This window comes from Cobetia sp. 5-25-4-2, from assembly GCF_013374075.1.
In the GTDB taxonomy this organism is placed as follows: domain Bacteria; phylum Pseudomonadota; class Gammaproteobacteria; order Pseudomonadales; family Halomonadaceae; genus Cobetia; species Cobetia marina.
Map to the genome: position 1 here is coordinate 376,660 of NZ_BLWK01000005.1, position 23,837 is coordinate 400,496.

Here is a 23,837-nt window from a genome sequence, read left to right on the forward strand (position 1 = left end):
AAGTATGGTATAAATCACGTACTGGTTTCATGGAGTCGTCCCCGCATGCATCGCAAACCGCACCTGCCAAGCAAGTTGTGTCAGACCTGTCAGCGCCCCTTCACATGGCGCAAGAAGTGGCAGGACTGCTGGGAAGACGTACGTCACTGCAGTCAACGCTGTCGACGCAATGCGCGTCAGGCAGCCCGGGAGACACACCATGACCAGCACTGATACCTGGCTTGTCTGGCTGGACGATGACCTGCGTCTCGATGACAACCCCCTGTGGCAGGCCGCGCTCGAGGAACACCCGGCGCATCTGCTGGTGGTATACATCCTGCCGGAGACGACCTTCCAGCCCATTGGCAGTGTCAGCCCTGATGCTGCCAGGCTGCAGCCACTCAGCGTTGCACGTCAGCGCTTCCTGCTGGAGAGCCTCGAATCCCTGCAGGCAGGGCTTCAGACCCTGGGCAGTGATCTGCTGATCCTTCAGGGTGACGCTGCGCATCTGATACCCGAACTCGCCAGACAGCATGCGTGCCGAGGCGTCATCGCGCGACGCGCTACAGGTCTGGTGGAGCGACGCCAGCAGCAGGCAGTGGCCGCTAGCTGTCGCCTGCGGCAGGTCAATAGCGGCTTGCTCCTGGACGAGGACGACTTGCCCTTCACGCTCAATGAGCTTCCTGAAACCTTCAGCGCCTTTCGTCGCAAGCTGGAAAAGGCCTATCCGGATATCCAGGCCATGCCCACTCCGGTGGCGGCGCCTTGCGCACTGCCGAGCTGGCCGGCACAGGCGCCGCGTGGCATGCAGGGCAGCGCCAGACGACTCCATGCGGCCAGGGACTGGCAGAGCGACCCGCGGGGAGAGCATGCCTTCCTTGGGGGTGAGCCCGCAGCGCTGCAGAGACTCGAGCATTATCTGAGTCCTGAACATGCCGGCCAGTACAAGACCACCCGCAATCGCCTCAGCGGGGCAGATTTCTCGACCCGTTTCTCTGCCTGGCTGGCACTGGGGTGTCTCTCACCACGACGCATACTCGACAGGTTGCACACCTTCCAGAAGACACTGCCTGAGCTCTGCGAGACCCCACAGGCGGCGTTCAAGGACAGCGACTGGATTCGCGTCGAGCTCTTGTGGCGGGAGTACTTTCATTGGGATACCCGCCAGCTGGGGAGACAGGTCTTTCTGGCAGGCAGGCCCGGTACAGACTCGCTGCGGCACGAGGCGTGCGCTGCGATACCGGATGCGCTTGCACGCTGGCAGGCCGGAATGACCGGCGTGCCCTGGGTGGATGCCGGCATGCGCGAGCTGGCCGCCACCGGCTGGCTGAGCAACCGCATGCGCCAGAACGTGGCGAGCTATCTGATCAAGGATCTTGGCGTGGACTGGCGGCTGGGTGCCGCCTGGTTCGAACATCAGCTGCTGGATCATGATGTCGCGTCCAACTGGGGCAACTGGCGCTACCTGGCAGGCGTGGGACGCGATCCACGTGCGGACCGTCATTTCAACATGATGAAGCAGGCTCGCCAGCACGACCCGCTCGGCCATCACGTCACCCGCTGGATACCCGAACTGGAAACGCTGCCGGCCGGCATGCAACGCCATGCTCCCTGGATTGCCTGGTCATTTCGCGTGACGCCCGAGGCGCCGGGAGGCATCAACGGGACGACGCAGTCCGGCTACCCGCGCCAGCCCTTGCACCTTGTCGATGCCTGGCAGCCCCATCTCAGCGACGTCACACCGACACGTGTGAAGCCATGGCTGAGTGGTTCCTTCGAACGGGGCTGAGAGGAGACTGTCAGCGGACACAAGCCGTCGGGCCACTGACGCTAACTGGCCGTCAGGACTGCACTTTACCGGCCTTATTCACTATCATGGCCGCATTCCTTGCAGGAGTCGTCATGAATCAGCCGCTACCGCCGCCACTGTCCACACCGCACCGCAATCTGATCCGTCTGACCATCGCGCGCGGCATCACCTGGACAGGCTTCCTGATCCTGATCATCTTCGGGATCGAGATCATCGGCTTTCAGCTCAATGTCCTCCCCGTCATCTCGATCATCATCGCGATGGGCCTGGTCAATGTCGCCAGCTGGTGGCGTCTGGGTCAGACGCATCCGGTCACTGACACTGAGAACCTGCTGCATCTGCTGGTGGATATCGCCGGTCTGACGATGCTGTTCTTCAATACCGGCGGCTCCACCAACCCCTTCGTGCCCTACTATCTGGTGCCGGTGACCATGGCGGCCGCCACCTTGCCCTGGCGCTATGCCTGGATCATCGCGGCCGTCGGCATGGGCTGTTACAGCTTCCTGATGGTGTTCTACGAACCCGTCCCGCAGCTGGCCACCTACGAACTCGGCGGGCGCATCAGTCTGCACGTCATCGGCATGTGGCTGAACTTCGGCCTGTCGGCATCGCTGGTGACCTATTTCATCTTCAAGATGGCTCATGCCCTGCGCACGCGAGACCAGGCGTTGTCCACCACACGAGAAGCGGCTCTGCGCAGCGAACAGGTATTGGCAGTCGCCAGCCAGGCCGCCGGCACCGCGCACGAACTGGGCACCCCGCTCTCGACCATGGCGGTGCTGTTGAGCGAGATGCGCGAGGATGCCAAGGACAAGAACGACCCGCAGCTGGAGGAGGATCTCGCACTGCTGCGCAGCCAGGTCGACACCTGCAAGCAACGCCTGCAAGCGATGGTGGCCGCGGCAGACCGTCGTCGCATGGAGCAGCCCCAGGCGCTCAACGCCGCGCGATGGCTGGAGGAAATCGTACAGCGCTGGCTGGTGGTACGCCCGGATGTGCAACATAGCGTCGAAGTGGATGCCTCCGCCCGCAAGGCTCAGATCCTGGTCGATACCACGCTTGAGCAGGCGCTGATGAACCTGCTCAACAATGCCGCGGATGCCTGCCCCGATGACATCGAGATCACCCTGGAACGGCGGGATGACGAGGTCACCATCGACATTCGTGACCATGGTGCAGGCGTTCCCATGGCGGTCGCGGACCAGCTCGGTGAGACCTTCATCTCCACCAAATCCAAGGGGATGGGCATCGGCCTGTTCCTGACCCACGCCACTATCAATCGTTTCGGTGGTGGCGTCAGCCTGTACAACCACGAAGACGGTGGCACCTTGACGGAAGTGCGCCTCCCTCTTTATCTGAACTGATGGCGGCAAAGACCGCCCAAGTGAGCCCCTGATGAGCGAAGAAACCCGACTGCTGATCATCGACGATGACGAATTCTTCTGCCAGGTGACGGCACGTGCCATGACACGCCGCGGCTATGCCGTGGAGGTTGCCCGGGACGAGGCACAGGCGCTGAGTATCGCGCGCAGCCATCGCCCCGAGCTGATCACGCTGGATCTGAAGCTCGAACAGAGCTCCGGCCTCAAGCTGTTGCCCGAGCTGATCGCCTTGTTGCCGGAAGCACGCATCGTGGTGCTGACGGGCTACTCCAGCATTGCCACGGCAGTGGAAGCCATCAAGCTGGGTGCCGTGAACTACCTGTGCAAGCCCGCCGATGCCGACGAGATACTTCACGCCTTCAAGCGCGAGGGAGGTGATCCGGAAGCCGAGATCTCCGACAACCCGCCCTCGGTCAATCGCCTGACCTGGGAACACATCCAGAAGGTGCTCAACGAGCACGACGGCAACATCTCTTCCACGGCTCGCGCCCTGGGGATGCACCGCCGCACGCTGCAGCGCAAACTGCAGAAGCGACCGGTAAAGCGCTAGCGCTTCATTCGGGCCAGCAGGGCCGCCACGGCAGCATGATGCTCCGGGTCCTGATGGCATTGGCCCTGAAAACTGGCACACAGATCCAGGAAGTCGTCCAACCGCATCTCGGGGGCACGACGCATCAGACGCTTGGTCAGCCGTGTCGCCTGACGCGGCTGACTCGCCATCTGACGTGCCATCTCCAGGGCACGTGTCATCAGGTCCTCCTCTGCACAGACTTCCAGCACGATCCCCAGTGCCAGCGCTTCCTGCGCCGAGACGATACGCCCGCTGAAGGTCAGCTCACAGGCACGCTGATAGCCGATCAGACGTTGCAGCAGCCAGGCGCCCCCATCACCGGGGATCAACCCCAGCGACAGGAACGTCTCGCCGAAACGTGCCTGGTCACTGGCCAGGCGAATGTCACACATGTTGGCGAGATCAAAGCCGGCCCCGATGGCCGGACCATTGACCGCCGCGATCACGGGCACCTCGATGCCCAGCACCGCAGGTGTCATTCGCTGGATACCGCGGCGATAGCGCGCCGCGACCTCGGCGGCATCTCCTGCAAAATCCCCCTTTCGCTGCGCCATGTCCTGCACATTGCCTCCGGCAGAGAAGGCGCTGCCCTCGCCGGTGATCACCAGGGCACCCACGCTGTCACAGCCATTGACCCATTCGGCCACTGCCAGTAGATCCTCCACCAGCGCAGTCCCCGTCAGGGCATTGCGCACGTCGTGACGGGCGAAGGTCATGACGGCGACACCGTGCTCGAGACTGAGGTGACTGTCGACAAGGGTCACGGGTACAGCCGTTGACCTCTGCCCGGCGCAGGAGGCGTCAGTGGAATCGCGTGGGGATGAGATGGCGTCGTGAGTAGCGTCGTGAGCAGCGGCGTGAGTCGAGTCATGTGGCGAAGCGGTCATGGCGGATTCCTGGCGTCATCGATGGCCGTCACGAGCGAGGGTCCTCAAGGGGCCTGTCGGCTCGCGCATACGAGAAGACCCTTGTCCTCCGTCAGCGTCATGCGGCGGGAGAGACAAGGGCCTGTCGGTCTTGCCGGTGGTTCACGCAGCGGGCAGGCGGGCTGCCGACCCCACGCGAGGTGTCACGCGACTTACTGTGCCGTCCAGCCGAGATCCATGTTGAAACTGGAGCCCGTCACCGAGCCTGCCTTGTCGGAGGCCAGCCACACCGCCATGTCAGCGACTTCGGCGGGGTCGATCATGCGCTTGATGGCGGCCCCCTTGAGCATGATCTTCTCGATCACCTCATCCTCGGGCATGTCATTGAGCCTGGCCTGCTCGGCGATCTGCTTGTCGACCAGCGGAGTGCGCACATACGCCGGGCAGATGGCATTGGCCGTGATACCACTCTCGCCGCCTTCCAGTGCCGCCGTCCTGGTCAGCCCCATCAGACCATGCTTGGCGCTGACATAGGCCGCCTTGCCGGGCGAGGCGACATGCGCGTGAATGGAGGCCATGTTGACGATGCGGCCATATCCATTCTTCTCCATGTGCGGCCAGGCCGCCTGAATCAACGTGAAAGGTGCCGTCAGCATCAGCGCGATGATCTGATCCCACTTGGCCTGCGGGAACTCCTTGATGCGCTCGACGTGCTGGATACCGGCATTGTTGACCAGGATATCCAGGCGACCGAAGCGTGACACCGCTTCCTCGACAGCGGCCCGACATTGCTCGCCATCCGTCAGGTCTGCCTTGAAGAATGCAGCGCCTGCCTTGTCGGCGACCTCTGCCCCATCGTCACTGAAATCCACGGCAAGGACCTGATGACCGGCCTGGCACATCGCTTCCATGATGGCTGCGCCGATACCACTGGCAGTCCCCGTGACAAGGGCGACGCGGGTCGGGGCTGACTGTTGTTCACTCATGAAGGTCTCCTTCGGGCTGATGTCATGCCGCAGGAATGCCCAGCCCCAGACAGGGACCGGGTGGCATCGGATGCTGCTCTGCAACATATAGTGAAGATAGCGCTAATAAAGCCACCTTCGCCACCCGACCATCGCCTTGTTGGCCTGCCGGCGACAGCATGCATGGCGTTGAACCGCCTGAAGCCTGCATGCCAGAGCCGTGATGCAACTTGCGCAACCGCCAGGGCGCAGCATGCAACGCGGGCTCAGCCGAAGTGCAATCGAGCTGACAGACCAGGCGACGCCGCACTCCCCAGCGGACTGTCATCCAGGGTCAGTTCCGCTCCCAGGCGCTCGGCCAGTTCATCGACGATCGAAAGGCCCAGCCCTGACCCCGAGGTGTTCTGCCCCGCCAGACGCACGAAGCGCTCCCGGACCCGCTGACGCTCACGGGCCGGGATGCCGGGGCCGGTATCCATGACTTCCATGATCAGACCATCGCCGAGAGAGGTCTCGCGGCGCCGAATGCTCAAACGCACTTCCCCCCCCTCAGGCGTATAGCGCAGCGCGTTGTCGATAAGATTGCGCAGCAGCACATAGAGGCCGTTCTCGTGGCTGATCAACTGCGCCTCGGGCGTGACGTCGACAGACATCCCGACGCCACGCTGGCGCGCCATGGGGCCGAGATCCCGCGCAAGTTCATGCGCCAGATGCCCGAGATCGACGTGACTGCGCGGCACCTCGGCACCACTCTCCAGCCGCGACAGCGTCAGCAGTTGCTCCACGACACGCGTCATGCGATTGACACCATCGACGATCATGCGCGCCGAACGCCGCGAGTTCTCATCGGTGGCATCCGCCTCGACATTCTGGGCGTGCACCTTGATGCCGGCCAGGGGCGTTCTCAACTCGTGTGCCGCATTGGCAGTGAAGCGACGCTCCTTGTCGAGCGTGTCGGCCAAGCGTCTCAGCAAGCCGTTGAGCGCATCCACCATCCCGCGAATCTCGTCCGGCGCCTCACTGGCATCAAGTGGCTCTAGATAGCCGGGCTGACGGGCAGTGATCTGTCGGCTGATGCGCAGCACGGGACGGAATCCCCGAGAGACGGCGACACCGATCAGCAAGGCGATCACCAGCAGCCCGACCACCAGCGCCAGCACGTTGTGCAGTGCGATCTGCCCCGTCAATTCATCTCGTACGTCTTCCCGCTGAGCGGCCGTGACCCAGATGCCGCTGTCAGGGAAATACAGCGTGAAGGTGAACCAGTCGTGATGATCCGTGTGCTGCTTGGCATAACCGGGCAACGGCAGATAGTCGAGCATGACCGAGGGGGTGGAAAGTCCCAGCAAGGGCTGACCGAGTGCATCCCACATCTGGAAGACCAGCTTGTCTTCATAGACATGACCGAGGGGCGACTTCTCGTGCCCATCCGCGAAGCTCAGGGATGGCGGTCGCAGACTGAACTGCCCCGAAGTCATCTCCTGAAGCCTTTGCTGACGCGCCACCGGCGACAGCGAGGCCAGCTCGGATTGATAGAGGCGGCCCAGCATGCGGGCATTCTGGGCCAGCTGTGCATCGAACAGCTCATCGATCTGCTCACGGGCATCGAAGTAGCTCCAGGTGGCAGCTGCCCCCAGCACAATGATCACCCCCCCGATGAGGCTGCGCCGCAGAAAACTGCGTATCGACTTCACGCGGACTCACCCAGTCGATAGCCGACCCCGCGTACGGTCTTCACCACGCCGGCCCCGAATTTGCGGCGAAGATGATGCACATGCACCTCGATGACATTGCTTTCCACATCCCCATCCCAACCGTATAGCTGCTCGACGAGCTGGTCCCGACTGAAGACACGACTGGGATGGAGGAGAAGGAACTCCAGCAGATCGAATTCGCGCCGCCCCAGCGTCACCTCGGCGCCGGCCAGGGTGACGGAACGACCGGCCTGATCAATGCTCAGGGCCCCCAGTTGCAGGCATCCGTTGGCCTGACCCGCATGACGCCTGACCAGCGCGCGCAATCGGGCCACCAGCTCGGCAATGTCAAAGGGCTTGACCAGATAATCATCCGCCCCGTTGTCCAGGCCACGCACTCGGTCACTGATATCATCTCGTGCCGTCAGAATCAGCACCGGCAGAGTGTGGCCCCGACGGCGCAGCGCGGTCAGCACCTCGAGACCGTCCATGTCCGGCAAGCCAAGATCCAGCACCAGGACATCAAAGGAGGAATGCTTGAGAGTGGCCACGACATCGCCCCCCACCCGCAACCATTCACTGCTCATGCCTTCACGACTCAAGGCATGACCGATACCTTCACCCAACAGTGGATCATCTTCCACGAGCAGCACGCGCATGGGGTCTCCTGATGACAAGCGATACGTGAGAGGGAACAGGGGATATCCCATGCCCCCACTGATGACAGATGACGAGAGCGGGATGGCAGCATCAACGACTAGGCGCGATTCCCGGCTCTCTCCGCCCATGGCCTTTGCAAGCCCCATCCCCTGCCCCGTCGTCTTGCGCCGAGGACAGCGCGGCGCTCCTGGCGGCGAAACACGATGCGTTGAAGCGCTTCGCGAATGGCCTCCAGGCCCGAGTCCAGCATGCGTTCCGGTTGGCCGAGAATGCGGCGCAATGCCCAGCCACCTCGAAGTCTCATGCGAGCCAACGCCCCCGGTGCTCGCAACAGGCAAAGCGGATACACCATCTGCTCGACCTGACGCTCGATGCCGATGGGGTGGCATCCTTGATGCCGCGCCAGTTGCATCAGTAGCGGGGACTCTTCCCCGGTGATCAGAGGGGGAACGTGAAGCCTGACATGCTGGTGGGCACAGGCGGAGACCGGGGCGAACAAGTGGCCATCCGGCTGCAGTATGAACTCGACCAATTCCTCCCGCCCCGCCGTGACAAGAGAGGCCGAGAGACATTCCAGTACCCGCTGGCGCACGCCAGGCTGCCAGCCAGAGCCATGCAGAACATGCATGGCACGCCCGGCCTCCAGCTGCCACTCTCCATCACCCGGCAAGCTCACCAGGGTGTGAGGACGCGACGCGGGCGTGATGCTGAGCAGCTGCTCACACAGCGACTCCCCAAAGACGTCCGAGACGGCGAGGGTCAGACAGAGATGCCGTTGCCCCAGAGGAGTCGGCAGCAGCTGGCACAGAAGCGCGAGATCATCTCCCGGGCGCTCCACCAGTGTCAGCGTGGCGCCATGGCCCGCCAGCTGCCAGCATATCTCCCGGCAACTCGAGGCCATGGGCGCTTCGACGAGCAAGCGATGACCGGCCAGCCGAGAACTTTCGACAGAACCACCACGGGAGCGAAACGGACGGTACATGGCAACATCCTTGGTCGGGGCATCGTCGATTCGACCATGCCAGGCTGAATGACCTACACGATGCCGACCAACGCTTAACGAAAGATTAAGCAGCGACTCTTTCCTTGCCGTCTGACGGAAGACTTGATGTCCCTTGCCGGCGCCAGACGCCGATGCCCAAGGCTTACAACCCGAACAGATGGACCAGCGGCGGCAGAATGAAGGCCGTCAGGAGTCCCGTCAGTCCCATGGACATGCCCGCGAAGGCACCGGCCAGGGTGCTGAGTGAAGAGAAGCAGTAAGCCGTGCCGATCCCATGGGCAGACAGGCCCATGGTAAAGCCCTTGACGGTATCATCACGCGCACCTGACAGCCGCAGCATCAGCGGACCGATCACACAGCCAAGCGTCCCGGTCAACAACACCAGTCCTGCCGTGAGTGAGGGAATGCCGCCGAGCTTTTCCGCGATCCCCATGGCGATCGGCGAGGTCACCGACTTGGGTGCCAGGCTCAGCGCCACCGGTGTATGCGCCCCCAGGACCAGGGCCAGACCGAGCGTGGTGGTCACTGCAGTGGTGATGCCGACGCAACAGGCCGTCAGCAGAGGCCAGAGCATCTGCTTGACGCGGTCAAGATGATCGAACAGCGGCACCGCCAGTGCCACCGTCGCCGGCCCCAACAGGAAGTGGATGAACTGGGCGCCTTCGAAATAGGTCGCGTAGTCGGTATCCGTCAGCCAGAGAAAGCCGATGATCAAGGCAATCGACACCAGCACCGGATGGGCAAGAGACGCGCCACGAGCCAGGCGGTTGATCACGGTCGCCAGCAGAAAGGCCGCCAGCGTCAGCAACAGGTGCAGCAGCGGAGAGGCACTGAGATAGACCCAGAGAGCATCCAGAGGGGCGAGATTCACTGTTCCCCTCCCTTGCCGGCCATCGGACCTTGCAAAGATGAACGACGATCTATCAGCCGCTGCAACAGCCAGGCTGTCACGAACTGCGTCACGGCGATGGATACCACCAGCGTCACCGCGATGGCGAGCAGGTCCTGAGCGATGAGATCCAGATGCACCATGACCCCGACCCCTGCCGGGACGAACAACAGCGAGAGATGTGCCAGCAGGCCATTGCTGGCAAGCCTGAGACTGCCGGGCACTCGTTCACGCAACATGGCGCGGAGCAGCTGACGTTGGCCGGCATCGTTGTCCGAGATGCGCACGGCGTCACCTTCCCTGTCCGGCGACGGTATCAATCGCTTGCGCAGACGGCCACGCACCATCAGCGCCAGCAACAGGATCAGCATGCCCAGTACCGGTCCAGGCACCGGCAATACGAGGGCTCGTCCCAGCACCTCGCCCACGAACTGACATGTCAGCAGAATGCAGAACCCCTTGATCAACTCCATCTCCGGCCAGTCTCCCCCATCAAGGCACTCATCTGACGTGCGGTAAAAGGCCGAATTGTGCCATAGATGCCCAATCACGGCACGGTGATACCGGGCCGTACCCGCCATGGGCGCGACGTGGGCTGCATGGCGCAGCCCTGGGGGCACGTCGAAAGCCCGGCAGTGGCGGCAACGCTGGCTTATGGTAGTGTTCTGACTCGACTGAACCGCTACCTTCTCCGGCAAGGACACGCCTACGCGATGCCAGAATCCTTGATGCTTGATACTTCCATCACTTCGGAATGGGTCGAGACACTTCGACGCGAAGAGGACCATCAGGCCCGCATGCTGCTGGAGCTGGCAGCGGATCTCGCCGGGACTCCCCTCGCCTTGATCAGCTTGCGCAACGCACGTCATCTCAAGCGTTGGGTAAGCCTGGACGACAGCATTCCCGATACCCTTCCGCTGCACGATAGCCTGTGTGGTCTGGCCGTCATCAAGGGAAGGCCTCTGGTGACGCGCGATGCCTATCAGCATGCTGAATTGCGCGATACCTGTTCGGTGAAGGGGGATGGCATACGCTTCTATATCGGACTGCCACTGCATGATGCCACTGGCGCTGTGGTCGGATGCATGAGCATGTTCGACACCTCTCCACGCCAGTCGCTGCCCGACGATGACACCCTGGCGCGGCTTGATCAGCTCGCTGGAATGATCAGCGAGGCGCTGAAGCGCCTCATGCAGAGTGCCCAGCTCAGTGCAGCCTTGCGCGACAGCTATACCCGCGCCAACTGGATACTGCGCAGCATTTCCGATGGCATCATCGAATGGCAGCTAGGCAATGAACGCCTGACGATATCGCCACGCCTGGAAATGCAGCTGGGCTACAGCGCCGGAACCCTGGACAGCCGACTCGAGGCGCTGCATGAAAGAGTCGCCCCCGAGATGCGCGAAGAGTTCCAGGCGCTTCTCGCGATACAGCGCCTGCAGGAAACCCCGTTCAGCATTGAACTGCGCATCCGCACCCGCCAGGGAGACTACCGCTGGTTCAAGTTGCGTGCGCAGTTCCAGGTGCGTGATGACGCGCCCTATCGTTTCATCGGCTCTCTGCTCGACATCCATCAGCAGCACATGGCCGCCGTGGCACAGGCCGACAAGCTATGTCGCTACGAACGTCAGCAGGCCGTGCTGATACGACTCGGCAACGCCCACCATGCCGAGGGCGCTCGGCTCGAAGATCTGATGCCATGGATCTGCCAGCAGGTGGCGGATGCCCTGCAGGTACGCAAGGTCAGTTTCTGGAAGATGAATCCCGAGGGAACCCGGCTGTCACTGAGTCATGTACACGACGGTGAACTGCCTGCCCCGCACGATGCGACCTCTCGGGCATACCCCCGAGAGCTGTGTGACAGCCAGCTGGGAGAGTATTTCACCGCCCTGAAATCCGAGCGCATCCTGGCGATCAGCGATACCCAGCAGGCCAGCAGCGGGCTGTTGTTCAATGGCTATTTCAGCACGGACCTCCAGGCAATTCTCGATAGCCCCGTGCGCATCTCCGGCAAGATTCGCGGGGTGATCTGTTGCACGGAGTGTGGCGGTCCACGCGAATGGGCGGAGGATGAGCTCGCCTTCCTGAGCTCGGCCTGTGATCACGTCTCACAGCTTGCCACCGAGCTTGAGCGTCACGCGACCCAGGAGCGACTGCGTGCCAGCGAGCGTCGCTATCGCGCCACCTTCGAGCACTCCGCCGTCGGGATGGCGCACATGTCCAAGGCGGGCCAGTTGTTGAGGGTCAACCAGCGACTCGAGGACATCCTCGGCTACCCGAGCACCACGCTCGAGGGCTGCTATATCCGCGAACTGATCGAGCCGGAAGACCTGGCATCGCTGCAACGACGCCACCTTGCCTTGATCGAGGGCGGTATCAGTCACTTCACCCAACGCTGCCGCTTCCTTCATGCACGGGGCAACACGGTGCATGCCGACGTCAGCGTCTCCTCCGTCGATACCACCCCGGTGCAGGACGGCTATACGCTGGTCGCTCTGGTCGACAAGACCCATAGTCACACCATGTCCCAGCGACTGATCCATGAAGCCAATCATGACAGCCTGACAGGACTTCTGAACCGCGCCGCCTTCCGTCGCAGATTGACGCAGTTCTGTGACGTCGTGCGCGAGGACCACTCGCAACATTGCCTCGCCTATATCGATCTTGATCAATTCAAGGTCGTCAATGATACCTGCGGACATTCCGCGGGCGATGCCCTGTTGATCCAGCTGGTTGACGTCATCGGCAATGATCTGCGCCCACAGGATCTTCTGGCCCGTCTCGGGGGCGACGAATTCGGTCTGTTGATGCCCGGCATGACACTGGACGAAGCGGAACCGCTGCTGGAGCGACTGCGCCAGAGCGTGGCCAATTTCCGATTCATGTGGGACGACAAGCTGTTCAGCGTCAGCGCCAGTATCGGCCTGGTCAGCATCAGCAACGGCCAGAGTGATCCGCATCATCTGCTCAGCGCTGCCGATGCCGCCTGTTATGAAGCGAAGGACGCTGGGCGCAACCGGGTGCATCGCCATAGCGTGAGCGGAGACGAAGTCACTCAGCGGATGGAGGAAATGCACTGGGTCGCCGAAATCACCGCCGCGGTGGAAGCGCAACGTCTCGTGCTCTATCACCAGCCCATCGCCAGCACACGCACCAGGCCGGGCACCTCTGATGAGCAGCACTATGAGGTGCTGGTGCGCATGCTGGGGCGTGACGGCAGCATCATCGCCCCCGGGGCCTTCCTGCCCGCAGCAGAGCGTTATGGGCTGGCTGCCACCATCGATGAATACGTCATCCGGCATTATCTGGCCTGGCTGCAGTCGCAACCTGCCCACCTGGCCAGCCTGACACGGGTGTCGCTCAACCTCTCGGGTCACTCCATCAGCAGTCCCAATTTCCGCGACATGCTGGTCAGCCTGGTACGTGACAGCGGGATTCCCGGCCACAAGCTGTGTTTCGAGATTACGGAAAGCGTGGCCATCACTCGCCTGGGCGATGCTCGCACCTTCTTCGATACTCTGGGAGAGTTGGGGTGCTACTTCGCACTGGATGATTTTGGCAGCGGCGTATCGTCCTTCGGGTATCTCAAGAGCCTGCCGGTGAATTACCTCAAGATCGATGGTGCCTTCATTCGCGACATGGACACCAATCGTGTCTCCTACGCCATCGCGCGCGCCATCGCCGAGGTGGCCCGCGAAATGGGCATGCAGACCATCGCGGAATTCGTTGGCAGCCAGGAGGTACTGGCATGCGTGACGTCCATCGGGGTCGACCACGTCCAGGGCTATGCCATCGGCAAGCCTTCACCGCTGGTGGCAGATCACTCGACGCTGGCTCACAAGGCTTGCGTGATGACGTCGCAAGGCATCGCCAACAACCGCCCGGGGACGCAGCTCACGTCTTGAGCGACGATACCGATCACGCTGTGGTCCTTTCGATAGCATGTGGCAGCCCTCGGCACGGCCCCTCGACACGACCCCTCTCGCATGAAGGCGGAGTCCGGACGCGCCTCTGAAACGAGACACGCACTGACAGCGATGCCGTCAGTGCGTGTCTCGTTGAAGCCGACCCCGGGGCGTCAGCCCCTCCTGCCTCAGAAGCCTGATTCGCGGCGCCAGACCCCCACCACCTCACGCCAGGTCCGACTCAACAGACTGCGGGCCTGAGTCTTGACCTTGACGACACCGCGGCGTCCGGGAATCGACTGGGCAAGTGCCTTCGCGGCATCCACCGGCGCCAGTGTCACTCGATACAGACTGCGAACCAGCTCCAGCTGACCTTCCTTTCCCTCACGTACCTTCAACTCCCCACCGTAGGGCACCGCCATCTCGGGCTGCTCCAGAATCGCGGCCGACTGGGGGTCCACGCCGACGACACGCATCTCGATCGGCGCCCCCACTGGCGCGAGGGGGTAGAACCAGGCGCTGGCATCCGGTGCAATGCGCAACACCTCCTCTTCCTCTACCCAGGCCGTGAGCGTCACCTTTTCAGGGTTGCGCAACGTCATCACCCATTCCCCCTCTCCAACCCAGCCGCCCTCCCTCAAGGCGGGATTGAGCGAATGGACCTTGCCGGTGAATGAGGCCACCAGCTGCCCTGTCGCCTGCTCGGCCTCCAGAGCACTGACACGCTGGCGCTGAACGTCAAGATCGGCCTGGATGACCGGACTCTCCTGCAACAACCTGCGATCCAGCCCGCTGGCAGAGCGACGCCAGTCAAGCTGTTGCACGCGACGCCTGGCAGTGGTAAGCCGTTGGGCGACTTCCGGCGCACTGACCACCGCCAGAGCCTCACCGACGGTCACATCATCTCCCTGAGCGACCTCCAGGCTGATTCGACCACCAAAGGGCGCTTCGAGGCGTGTCGAGGGCTGCTCCAGCCAGCCCGGGAGACCCAATTCACCTTGCCACGGCCACACCAGCAGTCCGCCGAGCGCCATCAAGATCACACAGGTCCTCAACAACGCCAGATTGGCACGTGGCTTACGACCTTCACTGAACCAGCGCCGAATTTCATTCACGATTGGCCGCATGATGAAGTACCAGATCTCGACGGCGAACAATACGATGCCGAGAAGCTTGAAGAAGAAGTGATAGACCGCCAACGCGATCCCGAGAAACAGCAGCAGGCGATATACCCAGACTCCCATGGCAAAGCCGACCAACGCACGTTGCGGACGTTCCGGAGGCACTTCCTTGAACCCGAACAGCCACTCACGCAGCTGCCAACGTGCCAGCGCCTGTGAGCGGGGTTCAAGATTGGGCTGACGCCAGGCATCGGAGAGCAGGTAATAGCCATCAAATCGCATCAGGGGATTGAAGTTGACCAGTGCCGACATGATCCAGGTCGTCGTCGCTAGCCAGAAACACAGAGTGCGCACCATCCCCTCGGGCAACAGATGCCAGCTGAGCAGGGCCAGCACCGCGATGGATAGCTCTACCGCCACGCCCGCGACGTCCACCTTGACGCGATCCTTGGCATCGGTGAGGCGCCAGGCATCGCTGGTGTCGGTATACAGCACCGGCCAGCCGACGATGAAGGCCACCCCGATGGTGGGAACGCGCACTCCCTTGGCCTTGGCCACGAAGGCATGCCCCAGTTCATGCAACACCTTGACGAAGACCAATGCCGCCCCGAGCGTCAGCCATCCTCCGACAGCGCCCAGCGCGGAGAAGCTCGCGATGAACGTATCCAGCTGCCGAATCGTCAACCACACGCCGAGAAGCCACAGCACGCATAGACTCCAGAAGAAGCCCTTGCTGCCCAGCCAACGTACCTTGTTGACGTGGCGACTCAACCAGCGATCAGGATTTGCCAGCGGAATACGCACGAACAGGTAGTGATGCATCAACCACTTGAGGCCCTTGGGGCGAGATTCGAGACGCCGTTGGTATCGCTCCTGCTGTCCTGGATCGCCCCGCACCAGATCGTGCTGCCGCAGAAAATCCGACAGGGCACGCAGCTGCTCTCCGGGAACGTCACGCCCCAGACTCTCGCTGGCCTGCTTCGCGGCGACCGATTCCTGGCCGCCGCGTATGAACGGCAACAATTCGATGGCCGCTTCTCCCAACCGGTAGAAGCGCTGTGCTACCGGGTCATGCAGCAACCAGCGACGCTTTCCATCCCGATCCTGCTCGACGGGATGAAGCTTGAGGTCCTCACGCAATACCGCCAGGGGGGGAGTCTGAGAGATCATGATCTACCACCCGATCCAGCTACGCAGCGTGGCCCAGGGGCGACGGAAGAGGTAATAGCCAAGCGTGACCTGCTCGCCTTCCACCTTGGCTGTCCCGCGCCAACCGACGCGTGGCAGGTTCTCGGCATCGTTCAACAGGGCTCGCGCGCGGTAGGCAAGCTCACCGTCCGGTGCGAGCTCTGCGCGATAATTGACATGCGTCAGACTGGCATCGCGGACCTGGGAGGGGTCGACATTGAGGAACAAGGACACCTTCGCGCCTTCCGGCAGCGGGATGTTGTCGGCACTCGGCAGCCAGATTTCCACCTCAGCCCCGCGAGTGTCGGCGACTTCCAGCAGACGCTCGCCCAACTGGACAGGCCGCCCTGCCCAATCGCTGGCATCCCCGATGATCGCCACACCGGCTCGAGGCGCCTCTACACGGACTCGCGTCAATTGCTGCTCAAGAAAGTCGACATCGGCACGCGTCTGCTCCACTCGTGCCAGCAACAGTGGGACTTCCGCGCTGGCATCCCGATCAGTGAAGGCGCGCTGACGGGCACGGGCATATTCCGCCTGCGCCACGGCCAGTGCCTGCCGGGCTTCCGCAAGCCGTCCCTTGAGTTCGGCATCGTCCAGCCTGGCCAGCAGCTGGCCCTTCTCCACCGGATCATTGGGCGCCACGGCCAATTCCTTCAGCACGCCATCCAGCGGTGAACGAATGAGACTGCTGACCTGAGGAACGATCTCGGCCTGCCCCAGTACCGAAAGCCGCACCGGAATCAACATCAGCAAGCCCAGCATCACCACGATGGCTCCCGTCAGCAGGCGCTTGCCCACCGGAGAGCGCTTGCGCCCGGCATGACGCGCAAGCACATGCTCAGCCCCCTGCACCCAGTGGGTCAGCAGTCGCTGCTCCGCCTCGTTCCACGGCTTTTCCCGCAACAGCAACAAACCGCCCTCGAGCCGGCCTCGCCAGACCATGGGAATCCAGACACCTTCGCGCGGCCAGTATTCACTCCAGTCGGCCCCCAATGCAGCATCCCGCTCGGCGAGACGCTCGGGCGTCAGCAGCATCAGCTGATCCGGCGAGGAAGCAGAGGCGTCATCGACGCGTCTGGAGACATCACGTCGATCAAGCTCGAACGTCTTGAGGACCCGCCTCACCCAATGCAGATAGGGGCTCTGCTGCTCGACATCCGTCGCGCCTGAGTGAGCGGAAAGCTTGCCATTGGCAACCAGCAATATCTGGCGCGCCGGAAACAGATAACCGGTGTCGTTGACCAGCACATACTCGGCCTCCTTGCGCCCCTTGGCGCTCATCAGACGCTTTTGCAGCGTGATGAGGCCGGCCAGGCGATCCGTGGTGACACTGCCTGGCATCTCGACCCGCCGATTCATCGTGATGCCTCTCCGCTCTCTTCGGCATCAAGGCCTGATGGATTCAGAGAGGGAAAGCGCACCTCACCACTCATGCCGGGCTTGATACCCACCCCCGGCTTGGCATCCGGCCTCGCAATCACCTTGAGGGTCTGGCTGACAGGGTCGATGCTGTCCACGACCCGGACGATCTTGCCGGAGAGCTCGGCGCCCGTCGCATCTGCGGTGAACGTCATGGGCGTGTCGCTTCCTACCTGCCCCAGCCACATCGCAGGTATCACGGCTTCGATCTCCAGCTCGTCGGAGCTGACCAGTTCCAGCATCGGCTCTCCATTGGAGACGAATTGATAGGGGTTGACGACGCGCGAGATGACTTCGGCATCAAAGGGTGCAGTGATGGTGCAGTCGCTCAGGTAGACATCAGAGAGCTTGACGGAAGAACTCGCCTCATTGACTGCCGCTCGTGAGAGATCGACATCCAGCTGGCTGACATTGTCATAACGCGCCAACTGCTTGTTGACCTTGTACTGTGAGCTGGCCCCCGACAGGCGCGCACTCGCGACCGCTCGCTCGGCCTTCAGGGAGCGGCAATCAAAACGCACCAGGACCTCGCCCTGCTTCACTTCTTCCCCAACGCGTCGATTGACCTCCAGCAAGCGCCCCGACAGCGGCGCTGCCAGCATGGTGGAGTTGACGGCACTGACCTGCCCGCGAACGGTCGGTTGCTCCGCGGCGTGAGCCTGACCCATCAGGCTCGTCCCCGCGAGCAGCAGAGATCCACTGAAGATCTGCAGGTAACGGGTAACTTGGTGTCCAACGGTCATCATCAGCATCCCTGTTGAAACAAGATGGGAGGCTAGTTCAGAGACTGGCCTGACCGTCCTGTGCATTGGTTGTCTCGGACTGTACTTCCAGCCAGAGGGCCGGATCCTGCAACGGCAGACTGCCACCGGACCATTGCTGGAAGGAGGCATCCAGATTGCTGGCCAGGGTATCCACGTCATAACGCTGATAATCCTCGGGCACCGGATTGAAGCCCAGACTGAACAGGAAACCTCCATAGGCATCCTGCGCATCGGCATAGGCCAATGAATTGCTCAACACCGAGTTCAATGCCTTGGCCTGGTTGAGCAGGGATTGCGTCCCCGAGATCGCACGGCTTGCCCGCGCCTGCTTGCTGAAGTCCGCGATCTGCTCATCCAGTGCCTGGAATCGCTGGGCGATACTGAGACTTTCCAGCGAATTATGGTATTGCTGCCAGCCAAGATTGACGCGGGCCAACGTCGCCATGTTGCTGGCCAGACGACGAGCCTCCACCATCTGATCACGCGCCTCGTTCTGAGCCTTGATCTCATCGATGGCAAACAGACGGAAGATATTCCAGCTGATCCTCACCCCTGCCTGTGCCCAGGTATCGTTGTACAGATAGCTGTTGCTGTCGTAATTGGCGCTGTAGGAGAACTCCAGCCCCGGCAACAGTCGCACCATGCTCTTGCGCGCTTCACGTTGCGCGATACGGGCATTGTAGAGCTGGCCGACGTATTCCCCACTGTTGGCCAGCGCGACACGCTCCAGCACATCCAGGTCATTGGAAGGCAACGGAGGAAGTGCCGGCAACTGGCTCGGCGCCTGCAAGGGGATCTCGACATTGGGGGCCTGATTGATCAGGCTGGCCAGTTCGATCTGCGAAGTCTCGACGGAACGCTGCAAGCTCTTGAGATTGCGCATGATGGAGAGCAGCTGGCGCTGCTCCTGCAGGACATCCAACGGCGCCCGGAGTCGTTCGCGCTGGATCTGATCCAGCTGGGCGAGCGCCTTTTCGGTGTCTATCAGCAAGGCATCGATGCGCGGCTTCAACTTCTGCGTCACCGCGGCCTTCCAATAGGCGCTGCGCGTCTGCTGAAGCAGCTTGGCCATGATGTCACGCCGGGCATTCTTGACGATCAGGAAGCGGTCCGCCTCCTGCTTGGCCTTCAGGTAGCTGACACCGAAATCCAGCACGTTCCAGGAAAGACGTAGATCGGCATCGGTACGGTCCTTGTCGACAGAGGTCGACTGGGCAAGGCTCTGCACGCCGGTACGCACGTTCTCGCTCGAGGAGGCATCTTCATTGTTGCGGCTGGTGAAACCGGCATTTGCCGCCAATACCGGGAGCATGTCCATCTTGGCCAGATGGAAGCTCTGCTCGGCCAACGCCTGTTCCATCAGCTTGACGCGATTGTCGAGGTTGTACTTCAGCGCGCGCGCCATCGCGTGATTGAGATCAAGTGGCTCGGTGATGGCCGGTGTCATCTGCTCGAAGAGCATCTCATCGCTCTGGATGGCGGTCGCGATATCCTGACGCTCCAGAGGCTCAGGCTGTACGGTGCCGCAAGCTGACAGCGCCAAGCCTGCCGCGCTGATGGCAACCATCGTCGCCAGAGTCTTGAGACGACCCTGTCCGCGTGGTTCAGGCAGTGCTCGGGTGGATCCAGCTGTGTTGTATCCCGTCATGATATCGCCTTGTTCCCTTGCTCTTGTTCACCCACCCCTTGGTATGGGGCAGGCAGACACCTTGTATTAGATAAGCTCACTTTCGCGCTATCGAGAGCTTGGTGCGGTTTATTCTGTTAACGATAATCAAGAAATTTCTGAATCATCACTCAACAACGCCATCAGATCGGCCAGCACGTCTGCATGGTCGTGACTGAACCCGTCACGTCCGGCCACCTTGAGCATCTCGGAGAGTGGCACGGCACCAGGTACGCTGGCCTGATCCTCACCATTGTCGGGAGCAGGTGTACCAGTGATTTCAGTGCTCGGCTCTGCTTCATCTTCCTGATGCCCTTCTGCCGGCGGCTGCTCTTCACCGTCGTTGGCGAGGTTGCGGTAATACTCGAGACTCTCTTCCTCTTCCTGCTCAGGCGTCAGATAGATGACAAAGGTGGTACTGGCCTCGTTGCCGGACTCATCGCGACCGATGACCTTGACGTCGACTCGCTCAACGCCGAGAGACAAGGCCAGCGCCCGATTGACACGGAAGTTGAGGGAATCACTGTCGAACGCGACATAGTCGGGCAACGGCGACCCATCAGTTCTCGTCGCTTCAACCTTGATCTCTTCATTGTTGGTGCTTTCAAACGCGCCCGCCGGCAGCGCAAATTCATACACGGATTCATTGGCCACGACATCACGCAGGATGATGGTCAACTGAACCGGTTGAATGCTCGGAATATCCACCAAGGTGGAATCGCTGAGCGGTTGGAAGAGCTCTCCATCAGACTCCGGAAGGAAGGTTGCTTCGCCCTCATCCGATCCAGCACTTGCCCCGCCCGCCGGGGAACCGTTACCAGAGAAGCCTTGCACTGGCGCCACCGTCACCACGGGCTCCGGTACAATGTTGTCGCTGAGACCAGCCACTCGGATCGTCAACTCACCGACTGCCGTGCCCCCTTCTCCATCACTGACCACGTAGCTGAAGTCATCCGTCACCTGCTGACCATCGTCGAGGGATTGGACGACATCACTCGCGTTGTCCAGCACATAGTTCCACGTGCCATTGGCAGCGATGATCAACTGACCGTAAGTGCCCTGGATCACGGTGTCGCTGTCAGCGACGGCCTTACCATTGACGCTCGCAATGAGCAGTGAATCGCCATCGCCATCGACAGTCACCGGCTCGCCATCAGCATCGACCAGCAGGCTGCCCTCAGCGGTGGTCTCTCGGTCCTCGGAGACGTCAGCGCTCTGATCCAATGCCTGCGGCGCAGGATTCCCTATCTCGAAGGTAAAGGTCGTGGTGACAACCAAGCCATTCTCGTCAGTACCAGTCAGCGTGACGGTGTAGATGCCGTCGTTGTTGTCACCGCCGGTGGAAGCATCCGCTGACAGCGTGCCGCTGATCTCGCCGGTGATCGGGTCGATCACCAGACCGTCCGGCAGGTTGTCGACGCTGTAGGTCAGCTCCGCACCCTCGTCGACGTCGGTGAAGGCGCCGGCAATGGTGAACGGTGTGATCGTATCGCCGTCATTGGCACTCTGATCGGCCGGCTGCGCCCCATCGACCAACACCGGCGCATCATTGGTGCCGTTGATAGTGACGGTGAGCAGCGCCGTGTCGGTGCCGCCCTGACCATCGGAGATCGCGTAGGTGAAGGTCTCGGTAATCACCTCGCCTTCCGTCAGCGCCTGCACCGCTGCATTGCCGTTATCCAGTGCGTAGGTGTAGCTGCCGTCTTCGGCGATGGTGACGCTGCCGTAGATGCCGGTGACCGGCGTACCTGTGGGGGTGTCAGTGCCTGCGTTGGCGCCTGCGCCGATGCCACTGACGATCAGCGTATCCGTATCATTGCCGCCATCGACATCCACATCGCCATTGATGTCGCCATCGCTCAGCACATTGCCGGTCGTGGTGCTGGTGTCAGTGGTCGCGACGCCCTCATCCAGCTCGGCGGCGTTGTCGAAGGCTTGTGGTGCGAGGTTGACGACAAAGAAGCTCAGCGTGACATCAGCCGACTGGCCCTGCTCGTCCGTGGCAGTCACCGTCACGGAGTAGCGACCGTCCGTCGTGGTATTGCCAAACTGGGAGGCATCGTCAGCAAGTGTGCCGCTGATGACCCCCGTCACCGAATCAATGACCAGTCCACTCGGAAGATTCTCGGCCGTATAGCTCAGCTGCGCGCCGCCATCGACATCCTGGAATGCCTCTAGCAGGCTGATCGGCGCGATTTGCTCTCCATCACTTCCCGCTTCAATGACCGGTGCACGAAGAGTGGCCCTCGGTGCATCGTTGGTGCCATTGATGGTGACTGTGAGCAATGCCGTGTCGGTGCCGCCCTGACCATCGGAGATCTCGTAGGTGAAGGTCTCGGTGATCACCTCGCCTTCCGCCAGCGCCTGTACCTGCGAGTTGGCATTATCCAGCGCATAACGGTAACTGCCGTCTTCGGCGATGGTGACGCTGCCGTAGGTACCGGCGACCGGCGTGCCTGCGGCGGTGTCAGTACCGGCATTGGCGCCAGCACCGATACCACTGACGGTCAGCGTATCCGTGTCGTTGCCGCCATCGACATCGACGTCACCATTGGTGTCGCCATCGCTGAGCACGTTGCCGGTCGTGGTGCTGGTGTCGCTGGTCGCGACGCCCTCATCCAGCTCGGCGGTGTTGTCGAAGGCTTCCGGCGCGACGTTGGCTACGGTCCAGGTGAAGGTCGTGGTGACATCCAAGCCGTTCTCGTCAGTACCGGTCAGCGAGACGGTGTAGATGCCGTCAGCGTTGTCACCGCCAGTGGAGGCACCCGGGGACAGCGTGCCACTGATCTCGCCGGTAGTCGGGTCGATCACCAGGCCGTCAGGCAGGTTGTCAGCAGAGAAGCTGAGCTCTGCTCCGTTATCGATATCAGTGAAGGCATCCGCGACAGAGAACGGTGTGATGCGGTCACCATCGTTACCGCTTTGATCTGCCGGTTGCGCCCCCTCCACTAACACCGGGGCATCGTTGCTGCCATTGATGGTGATCGATACCACCTGCTCAGCGGTCACACCCTGACTGTCAGTGACGACCACGGTGTAATCCAGCACCAGGCTCTCGCCGACGGCGAGGTGATCGAACGCCTCGCCTTCGACACTGGCGCTGTCGAAGGTCCAGTTCAGCGTGCCGTCGTTGCTGACACCATCGATGATGGCATCGGCGTCGACGGAGAGCATGCTCAGCAGCTGATCGTTGCTCAAGCCATCAGTGTCACCGGTGGCGGTCACGGCGGTGACGCTCGGCGTGACTTCGTCGGTGGTATCCAGGTCACTCACGGAGATCGTGCCGGCAGTCGCGAGCGTGGCATCCGTCTCGGTCAGCGACTCGCTCGCGCTGTCATCGCCTTCGATGGCGATGACTGGCGCATCGTTGCTGCCATTGATGGTGATGGTGACAACCTGCTCGGCAGTCACACCCTGGCTGTCGGTGACGACCACGGTGTAATCCAGCACCAGGCTCTCGCCGACGGCGAGGTGATCGAACGCCTCGCCTTCGACACTTGCGCTGTCGAAGGTCCAGTTCAGCGTGCCGTCGTTGCTGACACCATCGATGATCGCATCGGCGTCGACGGAGAGCATGCCCAGCAGCTCGGCATTGGTCAGGCCGTCGGTGTCACCGGTGGCGGTCACGGCGGTGACGCTCGGCGTCACTTCGTCGGTGGTGTCCAGATCGCTCACGGACAGCGTGCCGGCGGTGGTCAGGGTGTCATCCGTTTCAGTCAGCGACTCGGCCGCGCTGTCGTCACCTTCAATGGCAATGACAGGTGCATCGTTGCTGCCGTTGATGGTGATGCTGACAACCTGCTCAGCGGTCACACCCTGGCTGTCGGTGACGACCACGGTGTAATCCAGCACCAGGCTTCCGCCGACGGCGAGGTGATCGAAGGCTTCGCCTTCGACGCTTGCGCTGTCGAAGGTCCAGTTCAGAGTGCCATCGTTCTCGGTGTTGGCGATG

General features: G+C 62.0%; 17 protein-coding genes. 5 read left to right on the plus strand and 12 right to left on the minus strand.

Features of this window, described 5'->3' with window-relative positions; translation table 11 throughout:
• The first annotated feature begins 45 nt into the window (after positions 1-45).
• The 4 genes from HXS65_RS12705 (at position 46) to HXS65_RS12720 (ending at position 3,721) form a co-directional block, all read left to right on the plus strand.
• On the plus strand, positions 46-213 hold the full coding sequence (locus HXS65_RS12705) for a DUF2256 domain-containing protein (protein WP_077375858.1): 168 nt from the start codon (positions 46-48) through the stop codon (positions 211-213).
• A complete protein-coding gene (locus HXS65_RS12710) occupies positions 200-1,768 on the plus strand; it encodes a DASH family cryptochrome (RefSeq protein ID WP_176494028.1) in 1,569 nt (522 codons plus the stop codon). Before HXS65_RS12705 ends, HXS65_RS12710 begins: the two co-directional genes overlap by 14 nt.
• Positions 1,769-1,881: 113 nt before the next feature.
• On the plus strand, positions 1,882-3,153 hold the full coding sequence (locus HXS65_RS12715) for an ATP-binding protein (RefSeq protein ID WP_084208537.1): 1,272 nt from the start codon (positions 1,882-1,884) through the stop codon (positions 3,151-3,153).
• Between the two features lie 31 nt (positions 3,154-3,184).
• On the plus strand, positions 3,185-3,721 hold the full coding sequence (locus HXS65_RS12720; RefSeq protein ID WP_371861073.1) for a response regulator transcription factor: 537 nt from the start codon (positions 3,185-3,187) through the stop codon (positions 3,719-3,721).
• On the opposite strand, the gene HXS65_RS12725 is transcribed toward HXS65_RS12720, so the two are convergent.
• The 7 genes from HXS65_RS12725 to HXS65_RS12755 form a co-directional block, all read right to left on the minus strand.
• Complete coding sequence (locus HXS65_RS12725; RefSeq protein ID WP_255304501.1) at positions 3,718-4,506, minus strand: enoyl-CoA hydratase-related protein; 789 nt, start codon at positions 4,504-4,506, stop codon at positions 3,718-3,720. The genes HXS65_RS12720 and HXS65_RS12725 overlap by 4 nt on opposite strands.
• A 314-nt stretch (positions 4,507-4,820) precedes the next feature.
• Positions 4,821-5,594, minus strand: a complete 774-nt coding sequence (locus HXS65_RS12730) for a 3-hydroxybutyrate dehydrogenase (RefSeq protein ID WP_077375843.1) — start codon at positions 5,592-5,594, stop codon at positions 4,821-4,823.
• 245 nt (positions 5,595-5,839) lie between these two features.
• On the minus strand, positions 5,840-7,267 hold the full coding sequence (locus HXS65_RS12735) for an ATP-binding protein (protein ID WP_176494030.1): 1,428 nt from the start codon (positions 7,265-7,267) through the stop codon (positions 5,840-5,842).
• Positions 7,264-7,926 (minus strand): response regulator, encoded by a 663-nt coding sequence (locus HXS65_RS12740; RefSeq protein WP_077375836.1) that lies wholly within the window; start codon positions 7,924-7,926, stop codon positions 7,264-7,266. The genes HXS65_RS12735 and HXS65_RS12740 overlap by 4 nt, the downstream gene beginning before the upstream one ends.
• Before the next feature lie 98 nt (positions 7,927-8,024).
• Positions 8,025-8,909, minus strand: coding sequence for a hypothetical protein (locus HXS65_RS12745; RefSeq protein WP_176494031.1), 885 nt, complete (start codon positions 8,907-8,909; stop codon positions 8,025-8,027).
• Between the two features lie 163 nt (positions 8,910-9,072).
• On the minus strand, positions 9,073-9,801 hold the full coding sequence (locus HXS65_RS12750) for an LrgB family protein (protein ID WP_084208532.1): 729 nt from the start codon (positions 9,799-9,801) through the stop codon (positions 9,073-9,075).
• The gene (locus tag HXS65_RS12755) at positions 9,798-10,292 is read right to left on the minus strand and encodes a CidA/LrgA family protein (RefSeq protein WP_136939356.1); all 495 of its coding nucleotides are present in this window, start codon (positions 10,290-10,292) and stop codon (positions 9,798-9,800) included. Before HXS65_RS12755 ends, HXS65_RS12750 begins: the two co-directional genes overlap by 4 nt.
• A gap of 255 nt (positions 10,293-10,547) precedes the next feature.
• Between HXS65_RS12755 and HXS65_RS12760 the strand changes: the two genes are divergently transcribed.
• On the plus strand, positions 10,548-13,724 hold the full coding sequence (locus HXS65_RS12760) for an EAL domain-containing protein (protein ID WP_176494032.1): 3,177 nt from the start codon (positions 10,548-10,550) through the stop codon (positions 13,722-13,724).
• A 188-nt stretch (positions 13,725-13,912) separates the two neighbouring features.
• Here the strand turns inward: HXS65_RS12760 and HXS65_RS12765 are convergent, their stop codons facing one another.
• The 5 genes from HXS65_RS12765 to HXS65_RS12785 all read right to left on the minus strand — a co-directional run.
• Positions 13,913-16,015 carry an HlyD family efflux transporter periplasmic adaptor subunit gene (locus HXS65_RS12765; protein WP_176494033.1) on the minus strand — a complete coding sequence of 701 codons (2,103 nt, stop codon included), beginning with the start codon at positions 16,013-16,015 and terminating at the stop codon, positions 13,913-13,915.
• A 3-nt stretch (positions 16,016-16,018) separates the two neighbouring features.
• Positions 16,019-17,395 carry an efflux RND transporter periplasmic adaptor subunit gene (locus HXS65_RS12770; protein WP_084208527.1) on the minus strand — a complete coding sequence of 459 codons (1,377 nt, stop codon included), beginning with the start codon at positions 17,393-17,395 and terminating at the stop codon, positions 16,019-16,021.
• Entirely contained in the window at positions 17,392-18,198 is an 807-nt protein-coding gene (locus HXS65_RS12775) for an efflux RND transporter periplasmic adaptor subunit (RefSeq protein ID WP_167592997.1), read from the minus strand. The genes HXS65_RS12770 and HXS65_RS12775 overlap by 4 nt, the downstream gene beginning before the upstream one ends.
• A gap of 37 nt (positions 18,199-18,235) precedes the next feature.
• Entirely contained in the window at positions 18,236-19,786 is a 1,551-nt protein-coding gene (locus HXS65_RS12780) for a TolC family protein (protein WP_176494034.1), read from the minus strand.
• 207 nt (positions 19,787-19,993) lie between these two features.
• Positions 19,994-23,837 (minus strand): VCBS domain-containing protein (locus HXS65_RS12785; RefSeq protein ID WP_176494035.1); only part of this gene is annotated, 3,844 nt, incomplete at its 5' end.

Bases quoted from the DNA above. Each gene is read 5' to 3' on its own strand.
- HXS65_RS12720 (WP_371861073.1), top strand. From the start codon at position 3,185: ATGAGCGAAGAAACCCGACTGCTGATCATCGACGATGACGAATTCTTC.
- HXS65_RS12710 (WP_176494028.1), top strand. From the start codon at position 200: ATGACCAGCACTGATACCTGGCTTGTCTGGCTGGACGATGACCTGCGT.
- HXS65_RS12760 (WP_176494032.1), top strand. From the start codon at position 10,548: ATGCTTGATACTTCCATCACTTCGGAATGGGTCGAGACACTTCGACGC.
- HXS65_RS12755 (WP_136939356.1), bottom strand. From the start codon at position 10,292: ATGGAGTTGATCAAGGGGTTCTGCATTCTGCTGACATGTCAGTTCGTG.
- HXS65_RS12765 (WP_176494033.1), bottom strand. From the start codon at position 16,015: ATGATCTCTCAGACTCCCCCCCTGGCGGTATTGCGTGAGGACCTCAAG.
- HXS65_RS12740 (WP_077375836.1), bottom strand. From the start codon at position 7,926: ATGCGCGTGCTGCTCGTGGAAGATGATCCACTGTTGGGTGAAGGTATC.
- HXS65_RS12770 (WP_084208527.1), bottom strand. From the start codon at position 17,395: ATGAATCGGCGGGTCGAGATGCCAGGCAGTGTCACCACGGATCGCCTG.
- HXS65_RS12730 (WP_077375843.1), bottom strand. From the start codon at position 5,594: ATGAGTGAACAACAGTCAGCCCCGACCCGCGTCGCCCTTGTCACGGGG.
- HXS65_RS12775 (WP_167592997.1), bottom strand. From the start codon at position 18,198: ATGACCGTTGGACACCAAGTTACCCGTTACCTGCAGATCTTCAGTGGA.
- HXS65_RS12780 (WP_176494034.1), bottom strand. From the start codon at position 19,786: ATGGTTGCCATCAGCGCGGCAGGCTTGGCGCTGTCAGCTTGCGGCACC.
- HXS65_RS12705 (WP_077375858.1), top strand. From the start codon at position 46: ATGCATCGCAAACCGCACCTGCCAAGCAAGTTGTGTCAGACCTGTCAG.
- HXS65_RS12745 (WP_176494031.1), bottom strand. From the start codon at position 8,909: ATGTACCGTCCGTTTCGCTCCCGTGGTGGTTCTGTCGAAAGTTCTCGG.
- HXS65_RS12715 (WP_084208537.1), top strand. From the start codon at position 1,882: ATGAATCAGCCGCTACCGCCGCCACTGTCCACACCGCACCGCAATCTG.